At 70.1% G+C, this 24916-nt stretch carries 13 protein-coding genes (1 of these 13 cut by a window edge); 5 read left to right on the top strand and 8 right to left on the bottom strand.

The features are described 5' to 3' along the window. Nucleotides 1–46 precede the first annotated feature (46 nt). The 5 genes from K8612_RS21135 to K8612_RS21115 all read right to left on the bottom strand — a co-directional run bounded on the left by K8612_RS21135 (nt 47) and on the right by K8612_RS21115 (nt 7766). Nucleotides 47–2212 carry a hypothetical protein gene (locus K8612_RS21135; RefSeq protein WP_223763602.1) on the bottom strand — a complete coding sequence of 722 codons (2166 nt, stop codon included), beginning with the start codon at nt 2210–2212 and terminating at the stop codon, nt 47–49. 1212 nt (nt 2213–3424) lie between these two features. Next, nucleotides 3425–4852 carry a hypothetical protein gene (locus K8612_RS21130; protein ID WP_223763601.1) on the bottom strand — a complete coding sequence of 476 codons (1428 nt, stop codon included), beginning with the start codon at nt 4850–4852 and terminating at the stop codon, nt 3425–3427. Nucleotides 4853–4998: 146 nt separating this feature from the next. Then, nucleotides 4999–5490 (bottom strand): Hsp20/alpha crystallin family protein, encoded by a 492-nt coding sequence (locus tag K8612_RS21125; RefSeq protein ID WP_223738218.1) that lies wholly within the window; start codon nt 5488–5490, stop codon nt 4999–5001. Between the two features lie 147 nt (nt 5491–5637). Further along, nucleotides 5638–6786 carry a CapA family protein gene (locus K8612_RS21120; RefSeq protein ID WP_223763600.1) on the bottom strand — a complete coding sequence of 383 codons (1149 nt, stop codon included), beginning with the start codon at nt 6784–6786 and terminating at the stop codon, nt 5638–5640. Nucleotides 6787–6914: 128 nt separating this feature from the next. Further along, on the bottom strand, nt 6915–7766 hold the full coding sequence (locus K8612_RS21115) for a sulfotransferase domain-containing protein (protein ID WP_223763599.1): 852 nt from the start codon (nt 7764–7766) through the stop codon (nt 6915–6917). A 121-nt stretch (nt 7767–7887) separates the two neighbouring features. Between K8612_RS21115 and K8612_RS21110 the strand changes: the two genes are divergently transcribed. After that, a complete protein-coding gene (locus K8612_RS21110; protein ID WP_223763598.1) occupies nt 7888–8619 on the top strand; it encodes an aspartyl/asparaginyl beta-hydroxylase domain-containing protein in 732 nt (243 codons plus the stop codon). Nucleotides 8620–8639: 20 nt separating this feature from the next. On the opposite strand, the gene K8612_RS21105 is transcribed toward K8612_RS21110, so the two are convergent. Continuing rightward, a complete protein-coding gene (locus K8612_RS21105) occupies nt 8640–9416 on the bottom strand; it encodes an amino acid racemase (protein ID WP_223738222.1) in 777 nt (258 codons plus the stop codon). Between the two features lie 90 nt (nt 9417–9506). On the opposite strand from K8612_RS21105, the gene K8612_RS21100 reads away from it, so the two are divergent. From K8612_RS21100 to K8612_RS21085, 4 genes are all read left to right on the top strand, one after another. After that, nucleotides 9507–10829 carry a glycosyltransferase gene (locus tag K8612_RS21100; RefSeq protein WP_223763597.1) on the top strand — a complete coding sequence of 441 codons (1323 nt, stop codon included), beginning with the start codon at nt 9507–9509 and terminating at the stop codon, nt 10827–10829. Between the two features lie 62 nt (nt 10830–10891). After that, nucleotides 10892–11257, top strand: coding sequence for a metalloregulator ArsR/SmtB family transcription factor (locus K8612_RS21095; protein ID WP_223763596.1), 366 nt, complete (start codon nt 10892–10894; stop codon nt 11255–11257). 35 nt (nt 11258–11292) lie between these two features. Then, nucleotides 11293–12417, top strand: coding sequence for an ACR3 family arsenite efflux transporter (gene arsB, locus K8612_RS21090; RefSeq protein ID WP_223763595.1), 1125 nt, complete (start codon nt 11293–11295; stop codon nt 12415–12417). Beyond that, nucleotides 12414–12839 (top strand): low molecular weight phosphatase family protein, encoded by a 426-nt coding sequence (locus tag K8612_RS21085; RefSeq protein ID WP_223763594.1) that lies wholly within the window; start codon nt 12414–12416, stop codon nt 12837–12839. The genes arsB and K8612_RS21085 overlap by 4 nt, the downstream gene beginning before the upstream one ends. A 1-nt stretch (nt 12840) precedes the next feature. Here the strand turns inward: K8612_RS21085 and arsA are convergent, their stop codons facing one another. After that, a complete protein-coding gene (gene arsA, locus K8612_RS21080) occupies nt 12841–14628 on the bottom strand; it encodes an arsenical pump-driving ATPase (protein ID WP_223763593.1) in 1788 nt (595 codons plus the stop codon). A gap of 111 nt (nt 14629–14739) precedes the next feature. Further along, nucleotides 14740–24916, bottom strand: the 3' portion of a protein-coding gene (locus K8612_RS21075; protein WP_223763592.1) for a non-ribosomal peptide synthetase/type I polyketide synthase. Its footprint extends 2108 nt past the window's final position; 10177 of the gene's 12285 nt are visible here — the last part of the coding sequence; its start codon lies off the right edge, out of view — the gene reads right to left on this strand; its stop codon occupies nt 14740–14742.

Raw genomic sequence — 24916 nt, 5'->3', positions numbered from 1 at the left:
AGACGTACTCGCTGGCCGCACCTACGAGGACGGCAACCTCGTCATGCTACCGCAGGGAACTCGTCGCGCCGCCTGACGCGTTTCCACTCCAATTGACACGACCTCTCCACTGCACGGTGAAGAGCATGAAGTCGAAGTAGGTCTCCCATCTGGGAAGAGTCCATGGAAACTCAATCTGCACGTGGGGTTCGAGAGCGGAGTGCTCCACCCAGAGCTCATGCAGTGTCACCACGAGGTCGGGAGTCATCTCCTGGGCGCTCGCGGTTTCGACCAGGACCCGGGGCTCCTCCTCCTCCGACAACATCAGCACGTCGTGCAGGAGCATGAACCAGCCCGCGACATCCGGAGGGAGCGGGACGGAGCGACCGGGCGATTCGAGGTCGTCCAGCCTAAGGATGAGGTCGCCGAAGCGGCGCAGGTGGAGTTGACGGCTCAACACCCTGCTGCTGGACAGGTCCTTCTTCCAATTGCGACTGCCATCCAGCCGTACCTCCTCTTCCTCCCAGCGGGGCCACTCCACCACGTCCGCCAGGGTGGTGCGTTTGTCCTTGCGAACGGGTTGCCCGGTGAGATCCAGGAAGATCTTGTGCCGGTTGTTCCGCCGGATGATGCGGTTATGCAACTGCTCGCTTGCCCAGGCTGGCAAGTCGCTCTCGTCAATGGCACGGCGAAGCATGAGGGTCGCCACCGTGACTGCCCCATCCCCCGCCTCGCCCCCATCGTCTTCCTGGCGCCGCCACTCGCGGTAGAGGGCGTGCCAGAGGTCTTGCAGGGTGCGCGCTGGGATTGAAAGCGCCAGCCTGGCTGCGTACGTGAGAACAGGCGCCTCTATTTTCTGGCCTTCTTGAGGGGTCGGGGACTGTTCTTCCTGGCTTCGGTCTGCATCCTTGCTCTTTTCCCTGAGGTGGATGTCTTGCTCATTGACCTGGAGGGACTCGTGGTATGCTTTTGACACCTCGCCATCGAGCCGTTTGTGGATATCGAAAAGCGCGGAGAAGTGCTCCAGTTGTTCCCCTCGGCTGGACTCTTTCCTATGTGGCAGTTTGAGCCCATCCAGCAGCTTATGGAGGCTCGGCCGCGCATCAGAGTCATGTGTCTGATCGCCGGGACCGTATGGATACCACCAAGCGCGATCCGGGCTGACGGTGTCGAGTTCGATCCGATAGCTGGGAGGGAGTGCTCTGCGGAGCGTGGTGGCGGCTTGGCGACGGGCAATGGCGATTGATTCCGCTTCCCCGCTTGCGCCAATGCCTGTCTGGCCCAAGGTGATGAGTTCCTTCTGGAAGGAGCGCTCCATGAAGAGCTGGAACTCCTCCGCGCCAGCCGCCAGGACGAACCAGATCCTTCGGCTGGAGACCATCCGGGTGAGCTTCACGATGCTGTAGAGGTGATCGATGCTCCGGTCCACATTGTCGATGGGGAGCACTAGGAGCACCTGCGGGCCGCCCGCGGAACCGAAGCGGGGGATCGACAGTGTGCGGGACACCTCCTCCATGGCCATGCGGAAGTGTTGCTGGAAGCCCGTGAAGGTGCCGGACGACTTGATCTGCAGATCCGCGCGTGTGCGGTCATCCGTGGACCGGATGGCCTCCCACATGAGGGTGGCGTCCTGGACGAGCCGGTCCAACTGGCCCCATGCCTCCTCAGCACTCTCCTCGAGGAGGGAGGAGTGCGACGACGAAGTGACCCCGTGAACGGATCCGCCGCTTTCGGACTGGCCGAGCGCGGCGCTCACGCGGACCAGAAAGGTTGCCAGCAGGTTGGCATCCGCGTGAAGCGGCTCCAGATCGAGTGGATCCAACCAGATGACGCGCTTTTCGATGTCCTGGAAGAGCTGCGCCAGAGGATCCAGCTCCGGCTTTACGTCCTCCAGCTTGCGACTCCCGTAGAGAAAGGTCCGCCAGTCCTGGAGCGCCTGTGCGGCGCTGAGCAGGACGGTGGTCTTTCCAGTACCGCGTTCGCCGGAAATGAGAAGGCTGGTGGAGAGGTGTTCATCCTGGTTGGGTTGGGCGCTGGTGTCATGGCGGTGTTTGCTGGTGTCGCGGAGGGGCTGGGTACTGCTGTCGCAGGCGGCACTCAGCCACGCGATGAGATCACGGAGGGCATCCTGTGTTGGGGGCAGAAGCTCGCTCCATTGGTAGGCCTTGGCCTCGGGGATGGGTTTGGGGCTGAACAACCGTGGCGTGTGTTCTGTCTTCGTGTGCGGTGCCATGGCGTAATCATGGCAGGTGGTGCAGCCCTGTGAGCCAGACGAGGAGTTGGGCGAAGCGAGGAACGGCCGGAGTTGGAATACCCATGCGTTCCCTGCCAGGAACGCTGGCGGAACGGCGGGTTCCCCTGACCGAAGCCAGTGGATACTCAGCTTGCATGGACGCGAAATATGAACCCTCGACCCAAGACGCCTTGAGGTATGCGCCCGGGACGCCAGACGTCATAAGTCAGATCTCGTCGCTGCTCAGGAATGTCCAGATGAAGCAGCATGGGAAGCACTTCTGGCTGCTCTCCACCACGCAGATGCTTTGGGACGAACTGGAGACACGTGTCTCCCAGCTCCAACTGTGTGCCATCCGGTTGGCCTGTCGGCAGCACCCGTTGACCGAGGAGCAGTCATTCATCCTTCTGCAGTGCGTCCAGCGATTGACGCAGGCCCAAAGAAGCATCGATCGTCGCTGGAGGCGGCCCTTCTGCTTCTGGCAGCTCGTGCATGAAGTGGATGCGATGTTGCTGCAGATCCTCCCCGAATCCATGCTCAAGGAACGCGCCCTGAGCATCCAGGATCGCTTCGAGCGCAAGGTGAAGGACCCCGCCCAGAAGAAGCGCTACGAGGACGTACTATTCCCCCGTCATCCAGTGTCCACTCCCGGCCGGGACGTCCTGCAAGGCGCCCTCCGGCTCATCAACGAACAAGTGGATAAGGGATTCTGGATGCTTGCGATGAATACACTCATCCAGGTGATGAGCGCGGTGCTGCTGGTGCTCATCTTCGGCGTGGCCCTGCCTTTCTACTGGAACTATTTCAACTACGGTTCCAGCGGCAACATCCTGCTCTTCATTCTGCTGGGGGCAGGCGGCGCTATCATCTCCAACATGATGACGAAGGACCCCTTCATCCTGTCCGTGGGTCCCACGACGCGGTACTTCATCTATTACCTGTTCGCCAAGCCGGCACTGGGAGGCTTTACCGCCGCCTTCTTCTACCTCCTGGTCAGGTCCGGAAGTGCTTATGTCACGCAGAGTCCCACACCGTTCCTCATGGGTTGCATCGCTCTTGCCGCAGGCTTCTCCGGTGACCGGGTCCTGGGCGCGACCATGGACAAGGTGATGGCGAACCTCTTCAAGTCCTCCGAAAAGACGCTGATCAAACCCGAGGCTCACGCCAACAACGCTAACGACAACCTGCGAGTAGCTTCCCGTTTGAGGGGTCTCATGGATACAAACTCAAGAGGAACGGATCGAAGGTGTCCGGAGTGGTGGGCTGGAGCGTCCCCGTGCCGAAGTCCACCGGGCCACGGAAGCCTCCTGTCACGGCGACCTCTCCCTCGCGCGAGACGCCCAGGCCCGTGAAGAGCGTGGTCTCCTCCGGGAAGGTGCGCACCCAGTCGCGCGCTCCCTCCACCCGGTCGTACTTGTTGACGAAGGCGTACAGGGAGGACTCCGGTGGCAGTGGGCCCGAGCCCACGTTGTCTCCCGGCATGGCCGTGCCGAGCACCGTGACGCGATCCTCGTGGTCGGAGCGCACCTGGGAGACGAGCCAGCCCAGCTTGTGGCCCCAGCGGTCGTCTCCGTCGCGCGTCATCGCGAGCACCATGCCCGTGCTGCCCACCGCGCGCCCGATGAACGTGCGCCCGTCGAACTTGAAGCGGCCTGTGAACCGGCCCACCGGCATCACTCGGTTGCCGTGCACCGCGATGTCGTTGAACCGGGTGAGGGCGGTCGCGCCCTTGAGCGTGCGCGACCAGACATGCCGCCCTGACGCGCTGAAGCGGGCCACCACGGCCGTCTCCACGCCCGGCGCGGACGGCCGCAGCGCGCCGCCTCCAAAGTCCGTCGCTTCATCGAAGGAGCCGGCGATGTAGAGGTCGTCCTGCTCGTCCGTGGCGACGCCCCCCAGGAAGGCGGTCGCCGGCGAGGCGAAGACGCGGTCCCACAGCCAGGCCCCGTCGCGGGTGTATTTCACCAGGAAGGCGGAGACAGGCCCCGTGCTGCGCGGGCCTCCGCCGAAGTCCGCTGGCCCCTCCACGGCGCCCGCGAGGATGACCTGGTCCTTGCTGTCGACGGTCAGCCCGGGCGCCCCGTCGTAGTTGCCTCGCAGGTTCCGCACCCAGCGCACCTCTCCGTCGCGCGTGAACTGCGCCAGGAAGAAGCCCGTCACCGTGACGCCTCCGAGCACCACCGGGTGGGAGGTGTTTCCTCGCACGGTGATGTTGCGCTGATGGTCCGTGGCGGCGACCTCGAAATAGGTGTCCGGGAAGAGGGCTCCCTCCGCCGCGCCATAGCCGTGGGACCAGAGCAGCCGCCCGTCACGCGCGTACTTCACGATGAAGGCGTTGTGCCCGGACTCCGCGGCGACCGCGGGCAGCGCGCCGCCGCCGAAGTCCGGTGCACCTTCGTACGTGCCGACGACGATGTTGGCGCCGTCCCGGTCCGTGGTGACGTCACCCGGCAGGACGTTACCTCCCGGTGAGCCCACGCCCCGGCGCACCCAGCGCGTCTGGCCCCCGGCATGCCGCGTGTCCAACGAGGCCTCAGAATTCTGGGCCCGGGCCGTCTCCACGGGCTCCAGACCACACCCCGTGGCCAGCGCCACGCCCAGCCCCCACCCCGTGATGACCCACGCCCTCATGCCCGTCATCGTCGCCTCCGGACCGCTGGTACCCGCGCCCGTGGCGGGCGCGGTGCGGTAAGGAGGGTTGGCAATGCCAGCCGCCCTGGACACCCGTGCGGAGGTCGCACGGGCGTGTTGGCGTGCCTTGAAGGCGGACGGGGATGTCGGGCCGCTTACGCCTTGCCCTTCGTCGCGCCCCCACCAATCTGGATGCGTTTGGGCTGGACCTCGGGACGCTTGGGGATGTTCAGGGTGAGCACGCCGTCCTTCAGCTCCGCGTTGACGTGGTCCACGTCCACACCCTCCGGCACCGTGAAGGTGCGGCTGAAGCTGCCGTGGCTGCGCTCGTAGGTGAAGAAGCGCTCGCCCTCCTCGCGCTTCTCCTCCTCACGCTTGCCGCTGATGGTCAGCCGCTGTCCGGTGACGGAGATCTCCACGTCCTCCTGCTTCATGCCCGGCAGGTCCGCCTTGAAGACATAGGCGTCCTTCGTCTCCTTCACATCGAAGTCCGGGGTGAGCGCCCAGCCCTCCTCACCTCCTGGAATCATCCTGCGCAGCAGCGCCGCCGGCTCCCCATGGAGCAACTCGTGCATCTGCGCGAACGGGTCCCACGTCTGCTCGCTGCGCGCGAGCTCCCGCGCGCGCCGGATGGGAAGCAGTGCCATGACTCATCTCCTCGCTCATGCCGTACGCCGCGCGGCATGCGCGGCGGGCCTCAGGCTCCACGGAAACGATGAATCGCCACGTCCGTGATGCAACGGGGTGGGGCGGCTTCGCCCGGCGCCTGGTCCTCGCGCCGCCCACAGAGGGGCTCATCCCCACTGGAGGACGAGTGCCTCCTCTCCCTCCAGCACCACCCGAGTCCGGGGGCCCAGCCGGCGTGCCTCCCGGTCCATGACGCCACACAGCCATTCAGCGTCTCGCAGTGCGGCGCGGTGGGGCCGGAGTTGACGCAGTTGCATGGGACGCATGCGCAGGCTGACGAGCTGGCCGCTTATCGGGTCCACCGACGCCAGGTACATCAAGGCCAGGTCGGGTCGGTAGTCCTCGTGGCCGTGGATGCCCTCGTAGTCGTTCAGGAAATCACCGCACCCGTGGAGGATGAGCTTGCCCTGGTGGACTTCGATGCCTCGGGGGTGGTGCGAGGAGTGACCGTGGACGACGTCCACGCCGGCCTCCTCGATGAGCGCATGGGCGAAGGCCCGCCGGACCTCCGGCACCGTGTAGCCCCAGTTGCCGCCCCAGTGGATGGAGGCGATGACGACGTCTCCCTTGCGCTTGATGGACGCCACCCGTTCGCCCAGACGCCGCGCCGTCGCGAGCGACAGGTCGGGCAGCAGGTCCACGCCCGGCCTGTCCCTCCCCGCCGCCCATGCCGGCGGAATGCCGCTGCTGTCGTCTCCGCACGAGAACACGACGACCCGCCTCCCAGGTCCCACCTCCAGGCAGGCGGGCCGACGGGCCTCCTCCAGGTCTTCCCCCAGCCCCGCGGTGGCGACTCCCAGCTTTCGGAGCGTGGCGAGCGTCTCCGTCAGCCCCGGGTAGCCCCAGTCGAGCACGTGGTTGTTCGCCAGCGCGCAGCAGTCGATCCGGGCCGCCGTGAGACAGGCGGCGTTCTCGGGGTGCATCCGGTAATGGATGCCCTTGTCGGGCCACCACTGCTCGCTCGTGGTGATGCTTGTCTCCAGGTTGATGAGCCGGACGTCGGGCGCGGCCGCATCCAGTGCGGCGAGCGCTTCACCCCAGATTTCACCAAAACCGACGGGCTTGCGGATGGGGCCGCTGTGCTCCTCGGCCAGCGCGACGTAGTCCCGGGCGTCTTGGAGATAGGACTCGTGGATGCCGGGTGGAGCGGGGTGGGGCAGGACCTGATCAACGCCCCTGCCGGTCATCACGTCGCCGCACAGGAAGAGAGAGATCGCCCGAGCTGGTTGGACGTCCGCGTCCGTCTTTCGCTCCATCACACGCTTCCCCTGGAGAACGATGCGGTCCGTGGCCGACAGCGGACAGGCCCCAGGCAAGGGGTGGCGGGACCTGGGCGCTGCGCCGCCTGGTCAACAGGTGGGCGGCCCACGGCCTGGCCTCAGCTTCAGACCTCGCCGCCTTGAATGCCCAGCTCGCGGTACAGCGGCGCCAGCGCCTGCTCCAGCAGGGCCTGGTGCTCCGGGTCGAGCGCGCCCTGACCGCTGCCCACCTTCCCCTCGCGGATGAAGCTGCCACGCTCCGGCCTGCCCCGGAGCGGGTCGAAGCGGTGGGTGTTCCGCTTCATGTAGTCGAAGCTCGTCTTCTCCAGGATGCTTGGAAGCCACGCGTCCTCCAGCCGCAGGCCCAGGAACGTAGCGATGCGCCGGCACTCTCGCTCCCGGTTCGCGACCAGGTCCGCGTAGCGCACGTGCAGGACGTTCGGGTCCTGGCGGTGCGGCCACCACGACCGCAGATGCGATGACCAGCCGTTGTGCCGCAGCGCCCCCTGGAGGTACTGCCCGAAGTCCTGGCTCCCTCCCTGACGGAGGACCTGCTGGTGGTAGTAGGAGAGCAGGCTGTCGGAGGCCGCCCGCGTGACGTAGAGGATCCGGCTGCTGGCCGGGGGCCTCAAGAGCGCGTGGTTCTGGTGCGTCTTGATGATCCGCGGCGACGGCAGCGCGGCCAGCAGCGCCCGGCCCTCCGGCTTCGTCCCCAGCGTGTCCAGGAAGGGCGACACGTCCTGGATGTGTTCGAACTCGCCGCGTCCCTCGTGCAGCAATTGAAAGACAATCTGTTGCATCCACGTCGTCCCGGCCTTCGCCGCGGTCGCGACGTAGATGTCGCCGGGCAGCGGCTTGAGCAGGACGTACCGCGCCCGGAACCACGCGTAGGCCCCCCGCAGGCCCGCCCATTGGTACTTCAGCCGGAGCCTCCACCCAGGCCCTGTTCGGGAAGCGCGCGGCTTGGCGATGTTCACTCGGTCCCCTGGCAAGCGTTCCGGATAATCTAGATAAACTTGTTTAGTTGGTGTTGTTGGATTTTGTTGATTTGTCTCCCAGCCACCAGTCAGGATGGCGCCTCTCCGGAGACACAAAGCCATGCCAATGGATCCCCGAGCCGCGAGTTTGATGGCGCTGAAGAACTGGGCGCAGCAGCGTGAGATCGAGCCCGCGAAGATCGCGCGACTGGTGGAGGGGCTGTCCTCGGCGGAGGTCCGCGGCGCGCCGCTCCAGAACCCCGTGATGATGTGCCCGGGGCTGGAGGCGAAGCCGTGGCACGACCCGCAGCGCTACGCCTTCGTCGCGGCGCTGGAGCAGGCCTTTCCCTCCATCCGCGCGGAGCTGCTGGAGCAGTACGGCAGCCTGAGCACCCACCCCGAGTCCCGCATGCTCGCGGTCCGCGGCAAGTGGGACACGTTCTACTTCTTCAACACGGGCCACCGGTTCGCGGAGAACCAGGCGTCGTGCCCCAACACCACCCGGGCGCTCTCGCACGTGCCGGGCATCGAGGTGGCGGGCATGGCCTACTTCTCCGTCATGGCCCCGGGGACGCAGGTGAAGCCCCACTGCGGCTTCACCAACACCCGCATCCGGTGCCACCTGGGGCTCGTCGTTCCCCCGGACTGCGAGATGCGCGTCGGCAGCGAGACGCGCGGCTGGGAGGAGGGCCGTTGCATCGTGTTCGACGACTCCTTCGAGCACGAGGTCCGCAACGACTCCGACCGCTTCCGGGCCGTCCTCCTCGTCGACACCTGGCATCCGGACCTCAGCGAGGTCGAGCGTCAGGCGCTCACGTTCCTCATGTCGTCCTGGAAGGCCTTCCTCAACTGAGCGGAGGGCCGGCGCCGCGCTCAGGCCGGCTGACGCCGGCCCGGCATGCGGTTCGCCACGAGGAAGAGCGGGTCGATGCTCCGCACCCGCTCCTCCGGAGGCAGCGTGCGCAGTTGGCGCGTGACGAGGTGCAGCTCCGTGCAGCCCGCGATGAAGCCGTCCACGTCGTGGGTGCGGACCAGCCGCTCGCACAGCGCGGTCGCCTCGGTGGCGTCCCCGTGCTTCTTGAGCCGGTAGATGACCTCGTGCAGCTCCGCCTGCTCCTCGGGCGTGGTCCAGTGCAGGTGCGGCTCCGCCGCGCGCCAGCGCTCGTTGCGCTCGAAGACGCGCGCGGTGCGCGTGCCCTGGCTGGAGAGGATGAGCCAGCGCTTCCCGGACGCGATGACCTCGTCGAGCACCATGTCCACGAGGGACACCGTGAGCTCACGCAGCGCGGGGGAGACGTATCCCAGGAAGTGATGCATGGTGACACATGCAATCACGATGCGCTGGGCGCCGAGCGACCGCAGCCGGCCCATGACGCCTTCGAGCCACCGCACGACCGCCGTCTCCTCGCCGCGCAGGATGGCCTGCGTGCGATCCGGCACGTTCGGGTAGGACAGGAGGATGCACGCGGGCCCCTCCTGCTCCAGCTCGAAGGGGTTCTCCTCGTAGATGGTCTTCAGGAACTCCGCGGAGGCCAGGGGCCCGAGTCCTCCGACGATGCCCAGCAGCTCCCTGGGAGCCGGGACCCCGTCGACGTCCCAGGCCGGTGTGCGGATGGGCTGAACTGGCGCGATGTCCAAGGAGTGGCTCACGGGAGATCCTAGCTGGCTTGTTTTACAATATTTCCAAGATAAAAGCACCTGATAAACCGGATTGGGCGTTCTCACGCCCGAAAGTGCTCCATGGCCACCATCGTCCTCGCGCCCCTGCCCGTGCCGGGTCACGTCAATCCCAGCCTGCGAATCGCCCGGTCGCTCCAGGGGCGGGGGCACCGGGTGCACTACCTGGGCATCCTGGAGCTGGAGGACGAGGTGCGCGCGGAGGGCTTCGAGTTCACGCCCCTGTTCGCGGACGTCTTCCCCAAGGGGAAGCTGAGCGAGCTGCGCGCGACGGCGGCGCGGCTGAAGGGCCCCCGGCTCTTGTGGTTCCTGCGCACCCAGGCCGCTCGCTTCAACCAGGCCCTCCAGCGGATGGTGGACGGGGAGGTGGATGACACCCTGCGAGCGCTGCGGCCGGACCTGCTCATCTGTGACGAGAAGCTCCGGCACCTGTCCGTCATCGGGCATGGCCTGGGCATCCCGGTGCTCCAGATGAACGTGACGATTCCTCCGGAGCTCATCCCGCGCGAGGCCGGGGCGGAGCGGGGGCCGGGGCGCGGCGGCGCGATGCCGGGCGAGCGGCTCCTCACGGCGCTCGGGTTCTTTCCGCGCCTGCGCCCCTCGTTGCTGGCGCTCGCGCGCAAGCACCGCTATCCGCTGAAGGAGGCCCGGGGCATGCCCGCGCTGGATCGCGCGCTGTCTCCGGAGCTGCTGCTGTGCCCGCGCGAGTTCGCGGAGGTCCGCGTGCCGAGCGCCCCGGGCGAATACTGCTACATCGAGCCGTGCATCGACCGCGACCGCCGCGAGCCCGACTTCCCCTGGGAGCGGTTGAGTGGGGACCGTCCGCTGGTCTTCTTCGCGCTCGGGACGCTCGCGGCGACTTCCGCGCACAACCTGCGCATCCTCCGCGAGGCCTTCCTGGCGGCGGGGCGGCGTCCGGACCTCCAGTTCGTCATCGCGGTGGGTTCGTCGATGGAGCCGTCGATGTTCGACGTGCCTCCCGGGGTCATCGCCGTGAAGGTCGCGCCGCAACTGGGGCTGCTGCGCAAGGCGGCGGTGATGGTGAACCACGCCGGCACGAACAGCGTGAAGGAGTGCATCGCGTTCGGCGTGCCCATGGTCTCCATCCCGCTCCAGTTCGATCAGCCGGACATCGGGCGGTTGGTCGAGCTCCACGGGGTGGGCCGGACCATCGCGCCCCGCGACTTCACCGCGGATCGCCTGCTCGCCGCGCTCGATGGCGTCCTGAAGGATCCGGCCTGCAAGCAGGCCTGTGAGCAACTGCGGACGCACTTCCTCCAGTCCGAGCAGACGCGCGAGGCCGCGGGCCCCATCGAGGCGTTCATCGGCCGGCGAGCGCATGGAGGGCCGGCTGCCCCGGCTCAGCCCCAGGCAACCGGGAGCTGACACATCACTGTCACAGCACCCGGGGTTGCGGAATCACGACATTCCAATATCGTGATGCCGTCATGTCGGCCGCCATCACGTCCTTGGAGGTCCGTTCCGCCACCCGCCTCTTCAAGGCGCTGGGGGACGAGACGCGCCTGCGCATCGTCGCGCTGCTCAGCCACGGGGAGCTGTGCGTCTGCCACTTCGAGTCTGCTCTCGGGCTGACGCAGTCGAACACCTCCCGCCAGCTCGCCGTGCTCAAGAACGCTGGCGTCGTCGAAGCGCGCCGTGACGCGAGCTGGGTCTACTACCGGCTGGCCCCGCAGATGGACGAGGTGTGCAGGGCGCAGCTCAAGGCGCTGGTCGCCGCCTTCTCCAGGCACGACGTGCTCCGCGAGGACGTGGCGCGCCTCCTCAAGACCCGCGGCCCCAACGCCTGCCGGTAGCTCACGGACCTCTTGCCCCTTTGCCCCTGTTCCCCATGACCGCCGCGCCCTCTTCCAGCATCGTCAAGAAGCTCTCCGTCATCGACCGGTTCCTGCCGGTGTGGATCTTCGCCGCCATGGGCCTGGGCATCGGTCTGGGCCGCGCCTTTCCGGACCTGGGTGCCCGGCTGGACACGGTGAAGCTGGATACCGTGTCGCTGCCCATCGCCATCGGCCTTTTGTGGATGATGTACCCGGTGCTGGCGAAGGTGCGCTACGGCGAGCTGGGCCGGCTGCGCACGCGCGGCAAGCTCTTCACCCTCTCGCTGGTGCTCAACTGGCTGGTGGGGCCGGTGCTGATGTTCGCGCTGGCCTGGCTCTTCCTGCCGGACCTGCCGCACTACCGCAACGGCCTGGTCCTCATCGGGCTGGCGCGCTGCATCGCCATGGTCCTCATCTGGAACATGCTCGCGTGCGGCAGCAACGAGGTGGCCGCCGTCCTGGTGGCCCTCAACTCCATCTTCCAGATTCTCTTCTACTCGGTGCTGGGCTGGCTCTTCCTCACGGTCATCCCGGGCTGGCTGGGCGCGGATGTCACCGCGTTCGACGTGTCCATGGGGAGCATCGCCAGGAGCGTGCTCATCTTCCTGGGCGTGCCCCTGGTGGCCGGAGCGCTGACGCGCATCGGCCTCACCCGGCTCAAGGGCGAAGCGTGGTACGAGCAGCGCTTCCTGCCGCGCCTGGGCCCCACCGCGCTCGTCGGCCTGCTCTACACCATCGTCCTGATGTTCGCGATGCAGGGCGAGAAGATCACCCGCCTGCCGCTGGACGTGGTGCGCATCAGCATCCCGCTGGTCGTCTACTTCGCCGTCATGTTCACCAGCGCCTTCATGCTCTCGCGCCGGCTGGGCTTCACCTACGAGGAGACGGCGTCACTGTCCTTCACCGCGGCCGGCAACAACTTCGAGCTGGCCATCGCGGTGGCGGTGGGCGTGTTCGGCATGGCCTCGGGGGAGGCTCTGGCGGGGGTGGTCGGACCGCTCATCGAGGTGCCCGCCCTCATCGCGCTCGTCTACCTGTCGCTGTGGCTCAGGCGGCGGCTCTTCCCCGAGGCCCGTGACGCCGTGCTGCCCCGCCGCTTCGACAACACCTCGCCTCCTCCCTCGGGGTCCTCGCGATGAACACGGTCATCTTCGCCTGTGTCCACAACGCCGGCCGCTCGCAGATGGCTGCGGCCTTCTTCAACGCCCTGGTGGACCCGGCCAGGGCGCGTGCGGTCTCCGCCGGGACCCAGCCCGGTGAGCGCGTTCATCCCGAGGTGCAGGCCGCCATGGCCGAGGTGGGCGTCGACCTGTCGGGCGCCCGGCCCCAGCGCCTCACGGGCGAGCTGGCGCAGGGCGCTCAGTGGCTCATCACCATGGGGTGCGGCGACGCCTGCCCGTACGTGCCGGGGTTGAAGCGGGCTGACTGGCCGCTGGAAGACCCCAAGGGCAAGCCGGTGGAGCGCGTGCGCGAGATTCGCGATGACGTGCGCGCCCGCGTCATGGCGTTTCTGGAGCACGAGGGCTGGGCGCGCCGGGCGGATGGAGCCCGGAGCGTTTGAGTCATCCCCCTGGCTGGGGCTGGGACTCACCCCGGGCTTGATGGGCTGCCAGGGCGTGGAGCCGCTCCAGCCCGACAGGCTCCCGGGCCATCCACGGGACGAGCGCGACACGTCGGGCATGGTCGCGCACGACCCGAGCCACCTGCTCGGCCTCGGCTCGCATCCGCTCGCGCAGGAGCGCGTCCTGGCTGCCGGTGGCGAGCAGGCTGTTGTTGATGATCCACGCCCACGGCTCGATGCCCGCGCGGCGGAGATCCTCTTGCAGGTGCGCGGCCTCCGACACGGGCGTTGTCTCGGGGAGCGCGACCAGGAGGACGCGGGTGTAGGCCGGGTCGCGCATGCGCATCAGCGGGGTGAGGAGCTTCAGGTGCTCTGGCGGCAGGTTGCGCGTCAGTTGCCGGTGGTAGGCCCCGGTGGCGTCCAGCAGGAGGAGCGTGTGGCCCGTCGGGGCCGTGTCGAGCACCACGAACGAGGTGCGCGCCTCGGAGACGAGATGGGAGAACGCGTGGAACACGGCGACCTCCTCGGTGCAGGGGGAGGCCAGGTCCTCCAGCAGCAGGGCGCGGCCCTCGTCGTCGAGCTCCGCCTCCCTGCGGCGCAGCGTCTTCTCGATATACGCCTGGGTCTCGGCGCGGGGGTCGATCCGGCTCACCTGGAGGTTCGGAAGAGAGCCTTCGAGCGTCGAGGCGACATGCGCGGCCGGATCCGTGGTGCTCAGGTGGACGGAGTGGCCTCGCGTGGCGAGCTCCGCGGCGATAGCGCAGGCGAGCGTGGTCTTCCCGACGCCGCCCTTGCCCATGACGAGGATGAACCCATGGCCGGGCGCGGCGAGTTCGTCGATGAGCCCCGAGAGCGAGGCCGTGGGGTGGGGCGGGGTCGCCGTGAGCCCGGGCGCCGGAGGAGGCTGGAGGGAATCGTCGAGCAGGGCGCGGAGGTGCTCGATGCCGAGCATGTTGAAGGCCCGCAGCGGCACCTGCTCGGCCGGCAGTGAGCGGAGCGCTGGCGGCATGCGCGCGAGCGCGGCTTGCTCCCGCTCCCGGATGGCCAGGGCGATCGGATCCGACGAGGCAGTGGGCCGGAAGACGCCGTTGATGACCAGGCGCTGGTGGACCAGTCCCAAGGCGCGCAGCTCGGCCGCGGTCCGCTCCGCCTCCTGAAGCGCCGCGCGCTCCGGCCGCGTGACGAGCACGACGGTCGTGAGCTGGGGAGCGGCGAGGGCGGCGAGGGCCGTGGAGAAGCGCTCCCTCCGCATCGTGAGCCCTGAGTGGGGCCCGAGGCAGGAGGCGCCGCGGGTGTTGCTGTCGAGGAAGTCGGTCCAGGCCCGGGGCAGGCTGAGCAGGCGCAGGGTGTGGCCCGTGGGGGCCGTGTCGAACACGACGTGATCGAACTGCTGGCGCCACGTGGCTTCGAGGAGCCCGGCGAACTCGTCGAACGCGGCGATCTCCGTGGTGCAGGCGCCGGACAGCTCCTCCCGGATCTTCTTCACCTCCGTCTCGGGGGCGTGCCCGAGGAAGGGCTCGAGGACCCGCTCCCGGTAGGCGTCAGCGGCGGCTTCGGGATCGATGTTGAGCGCCATCAGGCCCGGGACTCCGGGAACGTCCCTGGGCTGGCGCGACAGCTCGACTCCCAGCATCTCGTCGAGATTGGAGGCCGGATCCGTGCTGACGAGCAGCACGCGCCTGCCCGCGTCCGCCAGCCGGATGGCCGTCGCGCAGGCGAGCGAGGTCTTGCCCACTCCGCCCTTACCCGTGAAGAACAGATAGGGGGTTCCGGAAGCTGTCGGTGGCATGCGGAACGATGGCGCATCCCCCCTGGATGGAGGAAGTGCGGCACCGGCCCATGGAGAGCAAGGGCGTTCGGCTGGCCGTGCTCTCCCTGGGACTCCGCCTGCCGCACCCCCTTACGGCGTGTCGTCTCCGGGCAGGGCGAGCGCCGGGGCTGGTCCTCGCCGCGGAAGCTCGCTCATGCGCCGCGTGGGCGCCTGCGTGATGGCGTCGATCAGCGTCTGGAAGTCCTCCGCCATGGCCGCGATGCGCTCGGGGTCGAACAGGTGGGCCCTGTATTCGAACGTGCCTCCCAGGCCCGCCGCGTCCTCGACGACGTTGAGCTTCAGGTCCGTCAGGGACTGCTCGCGCTGGAGCGGGACCACGGAGACGGTCAGGTCCGCCACGGGGGCCGGGCGGTGCTGCTCCACGGCGGTGAAGGAGAAGCCGACCTGCCACGGCGGTGGCATCCTCGCCGCCAGTTCGACGTGCGGGAGGCCCTGGTGCTGGAACGCCTCCAGGTACGTGCCCCGGACCCGGCGCAGGACGTCCACGAAGCCGGGGTCTCCCGTCAGGTCCGTGCGGACCACCAGGTAGCCCGCGAACATGCCCGGCAGCTTCTCCAGCTCCGGACGCGGGCGGTTCGCGTGCGAGAAGCCGACGCAGACGTCCTCCTGATCCGCGTCCCGCGCGAGCAGCACCTGGAAGGCGGCGAGCAACAGCACGAACGGCGTGACGCCTTCCCGCCGGCAGAGCGCGCGCAGGGACCTGGCCTGCTCGGGCGTGAGCTGGAAGGGATGGGCGGCGCTCCCTCGTGCTTCGTCACCCGTGCGTGCCGGACGGTAGGGGAGCGCCAGTGCGGGGATCGGCCCCGCGAGCTTGCGGCTCCAGTACGCGCGCAGGGACTCCAGGGCTTCGTCCTGGAGCCAGGCGTGTTCCCAGCGGGTGAAGTCCCGGTACTGCAACGCGGGCTCGGGGAGCCGTGAGGGCAGGCCCTGACGGTGCGTGGCGTAGAGCTCCGCCAGCTCCCCGAGGAGCAGGCCCGTGGACACGTAGTCCGTGATGGCGTGGTGCTGGTTGATGAGGAGCAGGTGCTGCTCCGCCTCCAGCCGGTAGAGCCGGGCCCGGAACACGGGGCCCCGCTCCACGTCGAACGGCTGGCGCAGCTCCTCGTCGATCCTCCGCGATGCCTCGGCCTCGCGGGCTGGTGCCGGCAGCTCGCCCAGGTCGGTGACCTGGAGCCGTGCCTCTCCGTGCGGCGCGATGCGCTGCATGGGGATGCCGTCGATGCGGGGGAAGGACGTCCGGAGGATTTCGTGGCGCCGGATGAGCTCGTCGAGCGCCTCGCTCAAGGCGGCGGCGTCGAGCGGACCTTCCAGCCGGAACACCGCCGGGGTGGAGTGCGCGAGGTCCTCCGGGCCCTTCGCCGGATCCGACCAGTACACCTGCTGCCGCGTCGACAGGGGCAGCAGCTCGCACGCGGGCGTGGGCGTGATGGGCGGGAGGCTCGGCCCGGCCGTGCCCCGGAGTGAATCGATGTGCGCGGCGAGGGTGGCGATGGTCGGCTTCGCGAAGAAGTCCGTCAGCGACAGCTCCAGGCCGAAGATGCCGCTCATGCGCGTGGCCGCCTGGGTGGCCATGAGGGAGTGGCCGCCCAGCTCGAAGAAGTCGTCGTCCACGCCCAGCGGGGCGCCCTGGAGGACGTCGCTCCACACGCCCGCGATGAGCTCCTCGGTCGGAGTGCGGGGCGGGGTGCGCTGGCGCGTCCCCTGGTTTCCGCTGACCGCTTCGGGCTCCGGGAGCGCCTTGACGTCCAGCTTGCCGTGCGGCGTGAGCGGCAGCGCGGCGAGGGGCACCCACGCGGACGGCACCATGTAGTCCGGGAGCCGGCCCTTCATGAACGCGCGCAGCGGGTCGATGGCGGTCGAGCCTTCGTCTCGCGCGACGAAGTAGGCCACCAGCCGCTTGCCTCCCGATGGATCCGGACGGGCGACGACGCAGGCCTCGTCCACGCCGGGGGCCTGGGCGAGCACGGCTTCGATCTCCCTGGGTTCGACGCGGAAGCCGCGGACCTTCACCTGATCATCCGCGCGTCCCACGAACTCCAGCTCCCCGGACGCGAGCACCCGCACGAGGTCTCCCGTGCGGTACAGCCGCGCTCCGGGCGTGGTCGCGAAGGGGGACGGGACGAAGCGCTCCGCCGTGAGGTCCGGCCGCTCCAGGTAGCCGCGCGCCAGCCCCGTGCCGCCGACGTACAGCTCGCCCGTGCTGCCCCGGGGGACGGGGTGGAGGCGGGCGTCGAGCACGTACAGCCGCACGTTCGGCAGCGGACGGCCGATGCTCGGCCGCTCGGCGTTCACGTCCGGGCTGATGCTCGCGCACACCGTCACTTCGGTGGGGCCGTAGGCGTTGAGCAGGCGCCGGCCCGGCTTCCACCGCGCGGCGATCTCCGGCGTGCACGCATCGCCCGCGGAGATGACCACCCGCAGCGTGTCCAGTCCGGCCGGATCCAACTGCGCCAGCACCGGCGGCGTGAGCGTCACGGTGGTGATGCCCTCGCGCTGGAGCAGGTTGCGCAGCGGTGCTCCCGGCATCAGCGCGTCGCGCGGGGCCAGGTGGATGCACCCGCCGCCCACGAGCGTGGCGAAGACCTCGGAGACGGAGGCGTCGAAGCCGAGCGCCGCGGCCTGGAGCACCCGGCTGCCGGACGTGATGTCGAACGTGGCCGCCTGGGCCAGGGCCGTGTTGCACAGGCCCTGGTGGGTGAGCAGGACGCCCTTGGGCTTCCCCGTGGAGCCCGAGGTGAAGATGACGTAGGCCAGCGCGCCGGGGGCCACCGCGACGTCCAGCGGCGTGTTCGGGTGGCGCGCGATGCCCGCCCACTCCGTGTCCAGACACACCGGCAGCTCGGAGCGCAGGGGGAGCTCGTCGAGCACCGCGGCCTGCGTGAGGAGGACGGAGACCGCCGACTCCTGGAGCAACAGGGAGAGCCGCTCGGTGGGATAGCCGGGGTCGAGCGGGACGAAGCCGCCTCCGGCCTTCAGCACGCCGAGCAGCGCCACCACCAGCTCCAGCGCTCGCTCCATGCAGACGCCGACGCGCACCTCGGAGCCGACGCCCAGCCCGCGCAGGTGGCGCGCGAGCTGGTTGGAACGCCGGTCGAGCTCCGCGTACGTCAACGCCTGCCCCTGGAAGGACACCGCCAGCGCGTGCGGCGTGCGGCGCGCCTGTGCTTCGAAGAGGGCGTGCACGCGCAGGTCCGCGGGCAGCTCCGCGTCCGTGGCGTTCCATTCGACGAGCAATTGGTGGCGCTCCGCGTCCGCGAGCACGGGCAGGGCGGCCAGCTTCATGTCCGGCGCGGAGACCGCCGCCTCCAGCACGCGCTGGTAGGCCTGGGCCATGCGGGCGATCGTCGCCGCGTCGAAGAGGTCCGTGCTGTACTCCCACACGCCGACGAGGCTGCCCTGGAACTCCTCCAGCACCAGGGTGAGGTCGAACTTGGAGGAGTCGTTCTCGAAAGCCACGCCGCTCAACGTCAGGCCGGGCAGCCTGAGCTCCGTGAGCGGCTGGTTCTGGAGCGCCAGCTTCACCTGGAACAGCGGCGTGTGCCCCAGGCTGCGCTCCGGGTTGAGCGCGCGGACGAGCTCCTCGAACGGCAGGTCCTGGTGCGCGTAGGCCTCCAGCGAGGCCTCACGCACGCGGCGGATGAGCTCGCGGAAGGCCGGGTCTCCGCCCAGCCGTCCGCGGATCACCAACTGGTTCACGAAGAAGCCGATGAGGCCTTCCATGTCCGCGTGGTTGCGGCCGGCCACGTCGGTGCCCACGGTCAGGTCCTCCTGGCCCGTGTAGCGCGCGAGCAGGGCCTGGAAGCCGGCCATGAGGGTCATGAACAGCGTGGCGCCCTCCGCGCGGCTGAGGCCCTTCAGCGCCTCGACGAGCGCAGGCGGCAGCGTGGCGCGGTGGTGGGCGCCCCGCAGGCTCTGCGTCAGCGGGCGGGGCCGGTCGGTGGGCAGCGCCAGCACCGGCGGGACGTCCGCGAGCTGCCGCCGCCAGTAGTCGAGCTGCGCCTCCAGCACGTCGCCCTTCAGCCAGCCGCGCTGCCAGGTGGCGAAGTCCGCGTACTGGAGCGCCGGCTTCGGCAGGGGCGAGGGTTGATCCGCGACGAAGGCGACGTAGAGCGCCATCAGGTCCCGGACGAGGATGCCCCGCGACCACCCGTCGGAGATGATGTGGTGCATCACGAAGACGAGCACGTGCTCCCGCGCGGACATGCGCAGCAGCGACACGCGCACGAGCGGCCCGCGGGCCAGGTCGAAGGAGCCTCCCGCCTCGTCGCTCACGTAGCGGAGGACCACCTCGTCGCGCTCCGGCTGGGGCACGTCCGACAGGTCCACGCGCGCCAGCGGGACGTCCAGGTCCGCGGCGATGTGCTGCACCGGCTCACCGTCCACCAGCTCGAAGGTCGTGCGCAGGCTCTCGTGCCGGCGGACGATCTCCGCGATGCAGCGCTCGAGCACGCCCGCGTCGAGCTCGCCATGCACCCGGATGGCGCCGGAGATGTTGTAGGCCGCGTTGCCGGGCCGCATCCGGTCCACCACCCAGAGGCGCTTCTGCGCGAAGGACAGCGGCAGCGCCTGTTCGCGCGGGACGGGGACGATGGCCGGCCGGTCCACGCCCGCGCCCAGGCGCTGGAGGCGCTCGTCGATGCGCTCGGCCAGGGCCTCCACGGTGGGGTGCGCGAACAGCTCGCGCAGGGGCAGCTCCACGCCCAGGGCCGCGCGGATGCGCGACACGGCCTGGGTCGCGAGCAGCGAGTGTCCGCCCAGGTCGAAGAAGCTGTCCTGGACGCTCACTCGCTCCACCGACAGGAGCCGCGCGAAGAGTCCGGCGAGGATCTCCTGGGTCGGTGTCCTCGGCGCCACGACGGGCTGGTCGCCGCCGGCACCTCCGCGCCGCCGGGCCGCCGTCGCCGCGGGCATGAGCGCCGCGCGGTCCACCTTGCCGTTGGGCGTGCGGGGCAGGGCGTCCACGGTGATGAAGGCGGACGGGAGCATGGGCTCCGGCAGCCGGGCCGCGAGGAACGCGGTCAGGTCGCTGTCGCCGGGCGCGCCCGTGTCGCCGGGGACGACGCAGGCCACGAGCCTTGCTCCGCCGTCCTGTTCGGGAATGGCGAGGACCACGGCCGCGCGCACGCCGGGGTGCCGCGTGAGCGTGGATTCGATCTCACCCAGCTCCACGCGGTTGCCGCGCACCTTCACCTGGTCGTCACGCCGTCCGACGAACTCCAGCGTGCCGTCCGCGCGCCAGCGCCCGTAGTCGCCCGTGGCGTAGAGCCGCGCGCCGAACCGGTCCGGGCCGGGGTGGGGGACGAAGCGCTCCGCGGTGAGGTCCGGCCTGCCGAGGAACCCGTGCGTCACGCCCTTGCCGCCGATGTGGATGTGGCCGACGACGCCGGTGGGCACGCGCTCGCCCGACTCGTCGAGCAGCAGCACCTCCGCGTTGTCGATGGGCCGCCCCGCGGGCACCACGCCCAGGACGCCCTGGGGCGTGGCCCGGTGGAATGTGCTCGTCAGCGTGCACTCGGTGGGGCCGTACTGGTTGACGATGCCCACGCCCGGGCCGAACACCGCGCGCGCCCGCTCGACGTCCGTGGCCAGGAGCCGCTCACCGCTGCACAGGATGACCCGCACCGTGCGCAGGTCGCGCGGGCGCGTGTCCGCCGCCGCCAGCAGCAGGCGAAGCAGGCTGGGCACCACGCTGGGCAGCAGCGTCACGCGGTGGTGCTCGATGGTGGCGAGCAGCTCCTCCGGGTCTCGCCCGCGCTCGCCCTCGGCGAAGACGACGGGGACGCCCATCAGGACCGGCGCCAGCATGTCGCGCAGCGAGGCGTCGAACGAGGCCGAGGCGAGCTGCAGGGCGACATCCCCCGGGCCCGGCTGGTACGTGCGCTCCAGATAGCCCACGTAGTTCAGGATGCCGGCGTGGTGGCAGATGATCCCCTTGGGCCTGCCCGTGGAGCCGGACGTGTAGACCAGGTGCGAGACGTCATCGCCCTGGACGGCGACCGGCTGGAAGCCTTCGGTGGACGCGCTGGCGATGCCTTCGATGAGCACCGCGTGGCGCCGCCACGCCTCCGGGAGCTGCTCGCGCCGGGGCCCGTCCGTGACGACGACCCTGGGGCGCGCGTCGTCGAGCATGTACGCGATGCGCTCCGGCGGATAGCCCGGGTCGAGCGGCACGTAGGCGCCGCCCGCTTCGAACACGCCCAGCAAGGTGGAGAGCAGCTCGGGCGAGCGGGGGAGGAAGACGGCGACCGGCGTCCCGCGACGGACTCCGAGCCGCGCCAGCTCGGCGGCCATGCGCCGGGCGTCGCGCGCGAGCTCCGCGTAGCCCACGGTGCGTGCGCCCATGATGGCGGCGGGCGACGCCGGTGCGCGCTCCACCTGGCCGTGGAAGCGCTCGAGGATGGACCGGGGCGAGGGGGGCTCGCGCACGCCCGACTCCAGGCGCTGGAGCTCGCGGCGCTCGGCCGTGGACAGCAGGGGGACTCCGTCCACGCGCTGGTCGGGCCTGGCGACCACGGCCTCCAGGAACGCGCGCAGGTGCGCCAGCAGGCGGTGCGCGGTGGCGGCGTCGAACAGCGCCGTCGCGTAGCGCAGCGTGCCCCGCAGGCCGCTGGGGGTCTCCATGAAGGACAGGCTGAGGTCGAAGCGGGCCGCCTCCTCCGCTCCCGCGAGCGGGCGCAGCGTCAGGCCTCCGGGCAGGGCCAGCTCGGGCACCGGCGCGTTCTGCAGGATGAGCAGGACCTGGAACAGGGGCGACCGGCTGCGGTCGCGCGGGGGCGCCAGCGCCTCCACCAGCTTGTCGAAGGGGATGTCCTGGTGCGCGTACGCGGCGAGCGTCACCTCGCGCACGCGGCCCACGAGTTCACGGAACGTGGGGTTGCCCGACAGGCGCGTGCGCAGCGCGAGCGTGTTGATGAAGAAGCCGACGGTGCCTTCGAGCTCCTTGCGGTTGCGTCCCGCGATGGGCGTCCCCACCACGACGTCGTCCTGGCCCGAGTGCCGGGCGAGGACCGCCTGGAAGCCCGCGAGCAGCACCATGAACAGCGTGGCGCCTTCGCGCCGGCCCAGCTCCTTCAAGCCGTCCGTGAGCTCGCGGGGCAGGTCCAGCGGCTGGCTCGCGCCGTCGTAGGACGGCGTCGCCGGGCGGGGACGGTCCGTGGGCAGCTCCAGCGCCGGAGGGGCTCCGGCCAACTGGGAGCGCCAGTGCGTCAGCTCCGCCTCCAGCACCTCACCCTGGAGCCGCTCCCGCTGCCAGCGCGCGAAGTCCGCGTAGCTCCGGGTCAGCTCCGGCAAGCGGGGCCGCCGGCCCTCCGCGAAGGCCGCGTAGAACTCCGCCAGCTCTCCGATGACGAGGCCCAGCGACCAGGCGTCGAACACGCTGTGATGCACGGTCAGGGTGACGACGTGCTCTCGCGCGCCGAGCTTGATGAGCCCGGCGCGGATGAGCGGCCCGCGCTCCAGGTCGAAGGGGCGGTGCCCTTCCGCTTCGGCGACGCGGCGGGCTTCCCCGGCCCGCGCGGGCTCCGGGAGGTCGCGCAGGTCGGTGATGGGCACCTCCAGGTCCAGCCGGGGCGCGATGACCTGGAAGACCTGATCGCCGTCCTCCACGAACGTGGTCCGGAGGGATTCATGGCGGGCCACCAGCGCCTGGAGGCTGCGCACCAGCGCACCCACGTCCAGGTCTCCGTCGCACTGAAGCGCGGTGTGGATGGAGTAGACCGACGTGCCCGGCTCCAGGCGCTCCCAGAACCAGAGGCGCTGCTGGGCGAAGGACAGCGGGGCCCTTGTCGGTCCGGTGGCCGCGACGGGGGACAGGGCCGCCTCGGCCGGCGTGGCGTGTTCGCTTGAGCCTCGGCTCGCGGTGATGGCCTGGGCGAGCCCCGCCACCGTGGGCGTTTCGAACAGCGTGCGGATGGGCAGCTCGACCCGGTAGGTCTCTCGCAGCCGCGACAGCAACTGCGTGCCCAGGAGCGAGTGACCGCCGAGCTCGAAGAAGCTGTCGTGGATGCCCACCGGCGTCACGCCGAGGAGCTCCTGCCACACCTCCGCCAGCTCCTTCTCCAGCGCGTCGCGGGGCGCCACGTAGCCGGTGGGCAGCTCCGGCCGCGCGTGCGATGCGGCGCCCGTCAGCTCTCGCTTCGCGGCCGCCGGTTGGGTCCACGTGGCCCTGCGCGCGGCGAGGTCCCCCGTCGACACGGCCCAGCGACGGACGTCTCCCGCCAGCACGCGGCGGAACGCGGCGACTCCTTCCGCCAGGGTGAGCGCCATCCGCTCAGGTTCGAGCGCGTCCTCCTCACTCCAGCCGTCCCAGTCCACGCTGAACCAGGGCGTGTCGTCGCTCCGTGCCTGGCGCGCGGCGAAGGCGTCCAGGAACAGGTTGGCCGCCGCGTAGGCCGCGAACCCGATGCCGCCCAGCACCGCCGCCAGCGACGACTGCAACAGCACGAAGTCCAGCGGCCGGCCTCGCAGGGCCTGCTCCAGGATCCGCGTGCCTCGCACCTTCGCCTCGAACTGCTCCGCGTGCCGCGCCTCGTTGGCTTCGAGCGTGGGCACGTGCGCGCTGGCGCCCAGGCTGCCCGCCGAGTGGATGACGCCGTGGAGCGCGCCGAAGCGGGCCTCGGTCCGTTCGAGCACCCGCGCCATGTCCTCCGCGTTTCCGACATCCGCGCGGATCACCAGCACCTCGCCGCCGCGTCGCTCCAGCTCGCGCAGGTGGCGGATGCGCTGGGACGTGGCGTCCTCCGGGGCGTGTGCTCCGAGCCAGGCGTCCCACTCCTCGCGCGCGGGAAACGCGGACCTGCCCACGAGCACCAGCCGGGCCTGGAACGAGGTGGCGAGTTCCTCGGCCAAGGCCATGCCGATGCGCCCGAGGCCGCCCGTGAGGAGGTACACGCCCCGCTCGCGCAGCAGGCCCGTGCCCGGCTCGGGCGGACGCGCGCGCTCGTACGTCTCCGTCCAGCGGCGGCCGCTCCGGTACGCGATGACCGGCTCGGTGGCCTCCGCCCGCAGCTCCTGGGCCAGGTGCTTCGCGAGCCGTGCGTTCCCCAGCTCGGCGGGGTTGAGGTCGATGGCGCGCACGCGCAGCGCCGGGAGGTGCTCCTGCGGCAGGACGCGGCATGCTCCCACCAGGAGCGCGCTCTCGGGCTGGAGGGACTCCTCGCCGGTGACGTCCTGGGCTCCCGAGGTGAGGACGCTCAGCTCGACGGCGTCCGCCGTCCCCCTCGCGTGCAAGGCCTGCGTCAGGTGGAGCAGGTCGTGGAACCCGCGCACCGCTTCGTCCAGGGCCGGGCTCTCCGCGCGCACGTTCCCCAGATGGAGGATCCGTTCGGGCGTCCAGCCTTCGGAGTCCAGGTCCGCGAGCAGCCGTGCGTAGGCCTCCGGCTGCCCGGGCGGCAAGGTGAAGTGCCGGGGGCCCTGGCGACTGAAGGCGTCCGCCGTGGCGACCCGGACGACGTCCTCGCCCGCGGTCTCCAGGTGATTCGCGAGCGCGGGCCCCAGGGTGGCGTCGAGGAACACCAGCCAGCGCGCGGTGGACGTGCGGGGAACAGGCGGGGCCGTCTGCTTCCAGCCCGGGACATAGAACCAGTCGGACAGCGCGCCTTCCTTGCGCGCGAGCCCCGGGGAGCCAGCGCGCGCGAGCTGCGGTGCGCTGGCGGGACGCGCGTCGATCCAGTAGCGCTCCCGCTGGAAGGGGTAGGTGGCCAGGGGGAGCCGGCGGCGGTGCTCCGCGGGCTGGAGGCCATTCAGCTCCAACGCGGCTCCGGCGAGCCACAGCCGGCCCACGGTCTCCAGGAAGCGCTCCCGGTCGGAGACCGTCTCGCGCGGATGGCGCAGGGTGGACATCAGCGTGGGCTGCGGCTGCCCCGGTGCCCGTGCCGCCTGCCGCACCAGCGCGCCGAGCGTGGTGCCCGGGCCGACCTCCAGGAACACGTTCGAGGGATCCTCGATCAGCCGCTGCACGCCGTCCGAGAAGCGCACGCCCTGGCGCAGGTGCTCCACCCAGTAGCCCGGATCCGTGGCCTCCTTCTCGGTGATCCAGGTGCCGGTGAGGTTCGAGACGAAGGGCCGGCGCGGCCGTGACAGCTTCACGCCGCGCACCTTCGCGGCGAACGCGTCGAGGATGGGATCCATCATCGCCGAGTGGAACGCGTGCGACGTGTGCAGCCGGCGGAAGGCGACCTTGCGCCGGGTGAGCACCGCCTCCAGCGCCTCCACCATCTCCGTGGGCCCCGAGGCCACGCAGAGCGCG

This window comes from Corallococcus sp. AS-1-6, from assembly GCF_020037015.1.
In the GTDB taxonomy this organism is placed as follows: domain Bacteria; phylum Myxococcota; class Myxococcia; order Myxococcales; family Myxococcaceae; genus Corallococcus.
This window is presented reverse-complemented; position numbering and strand designations above follow the sequence as displayed.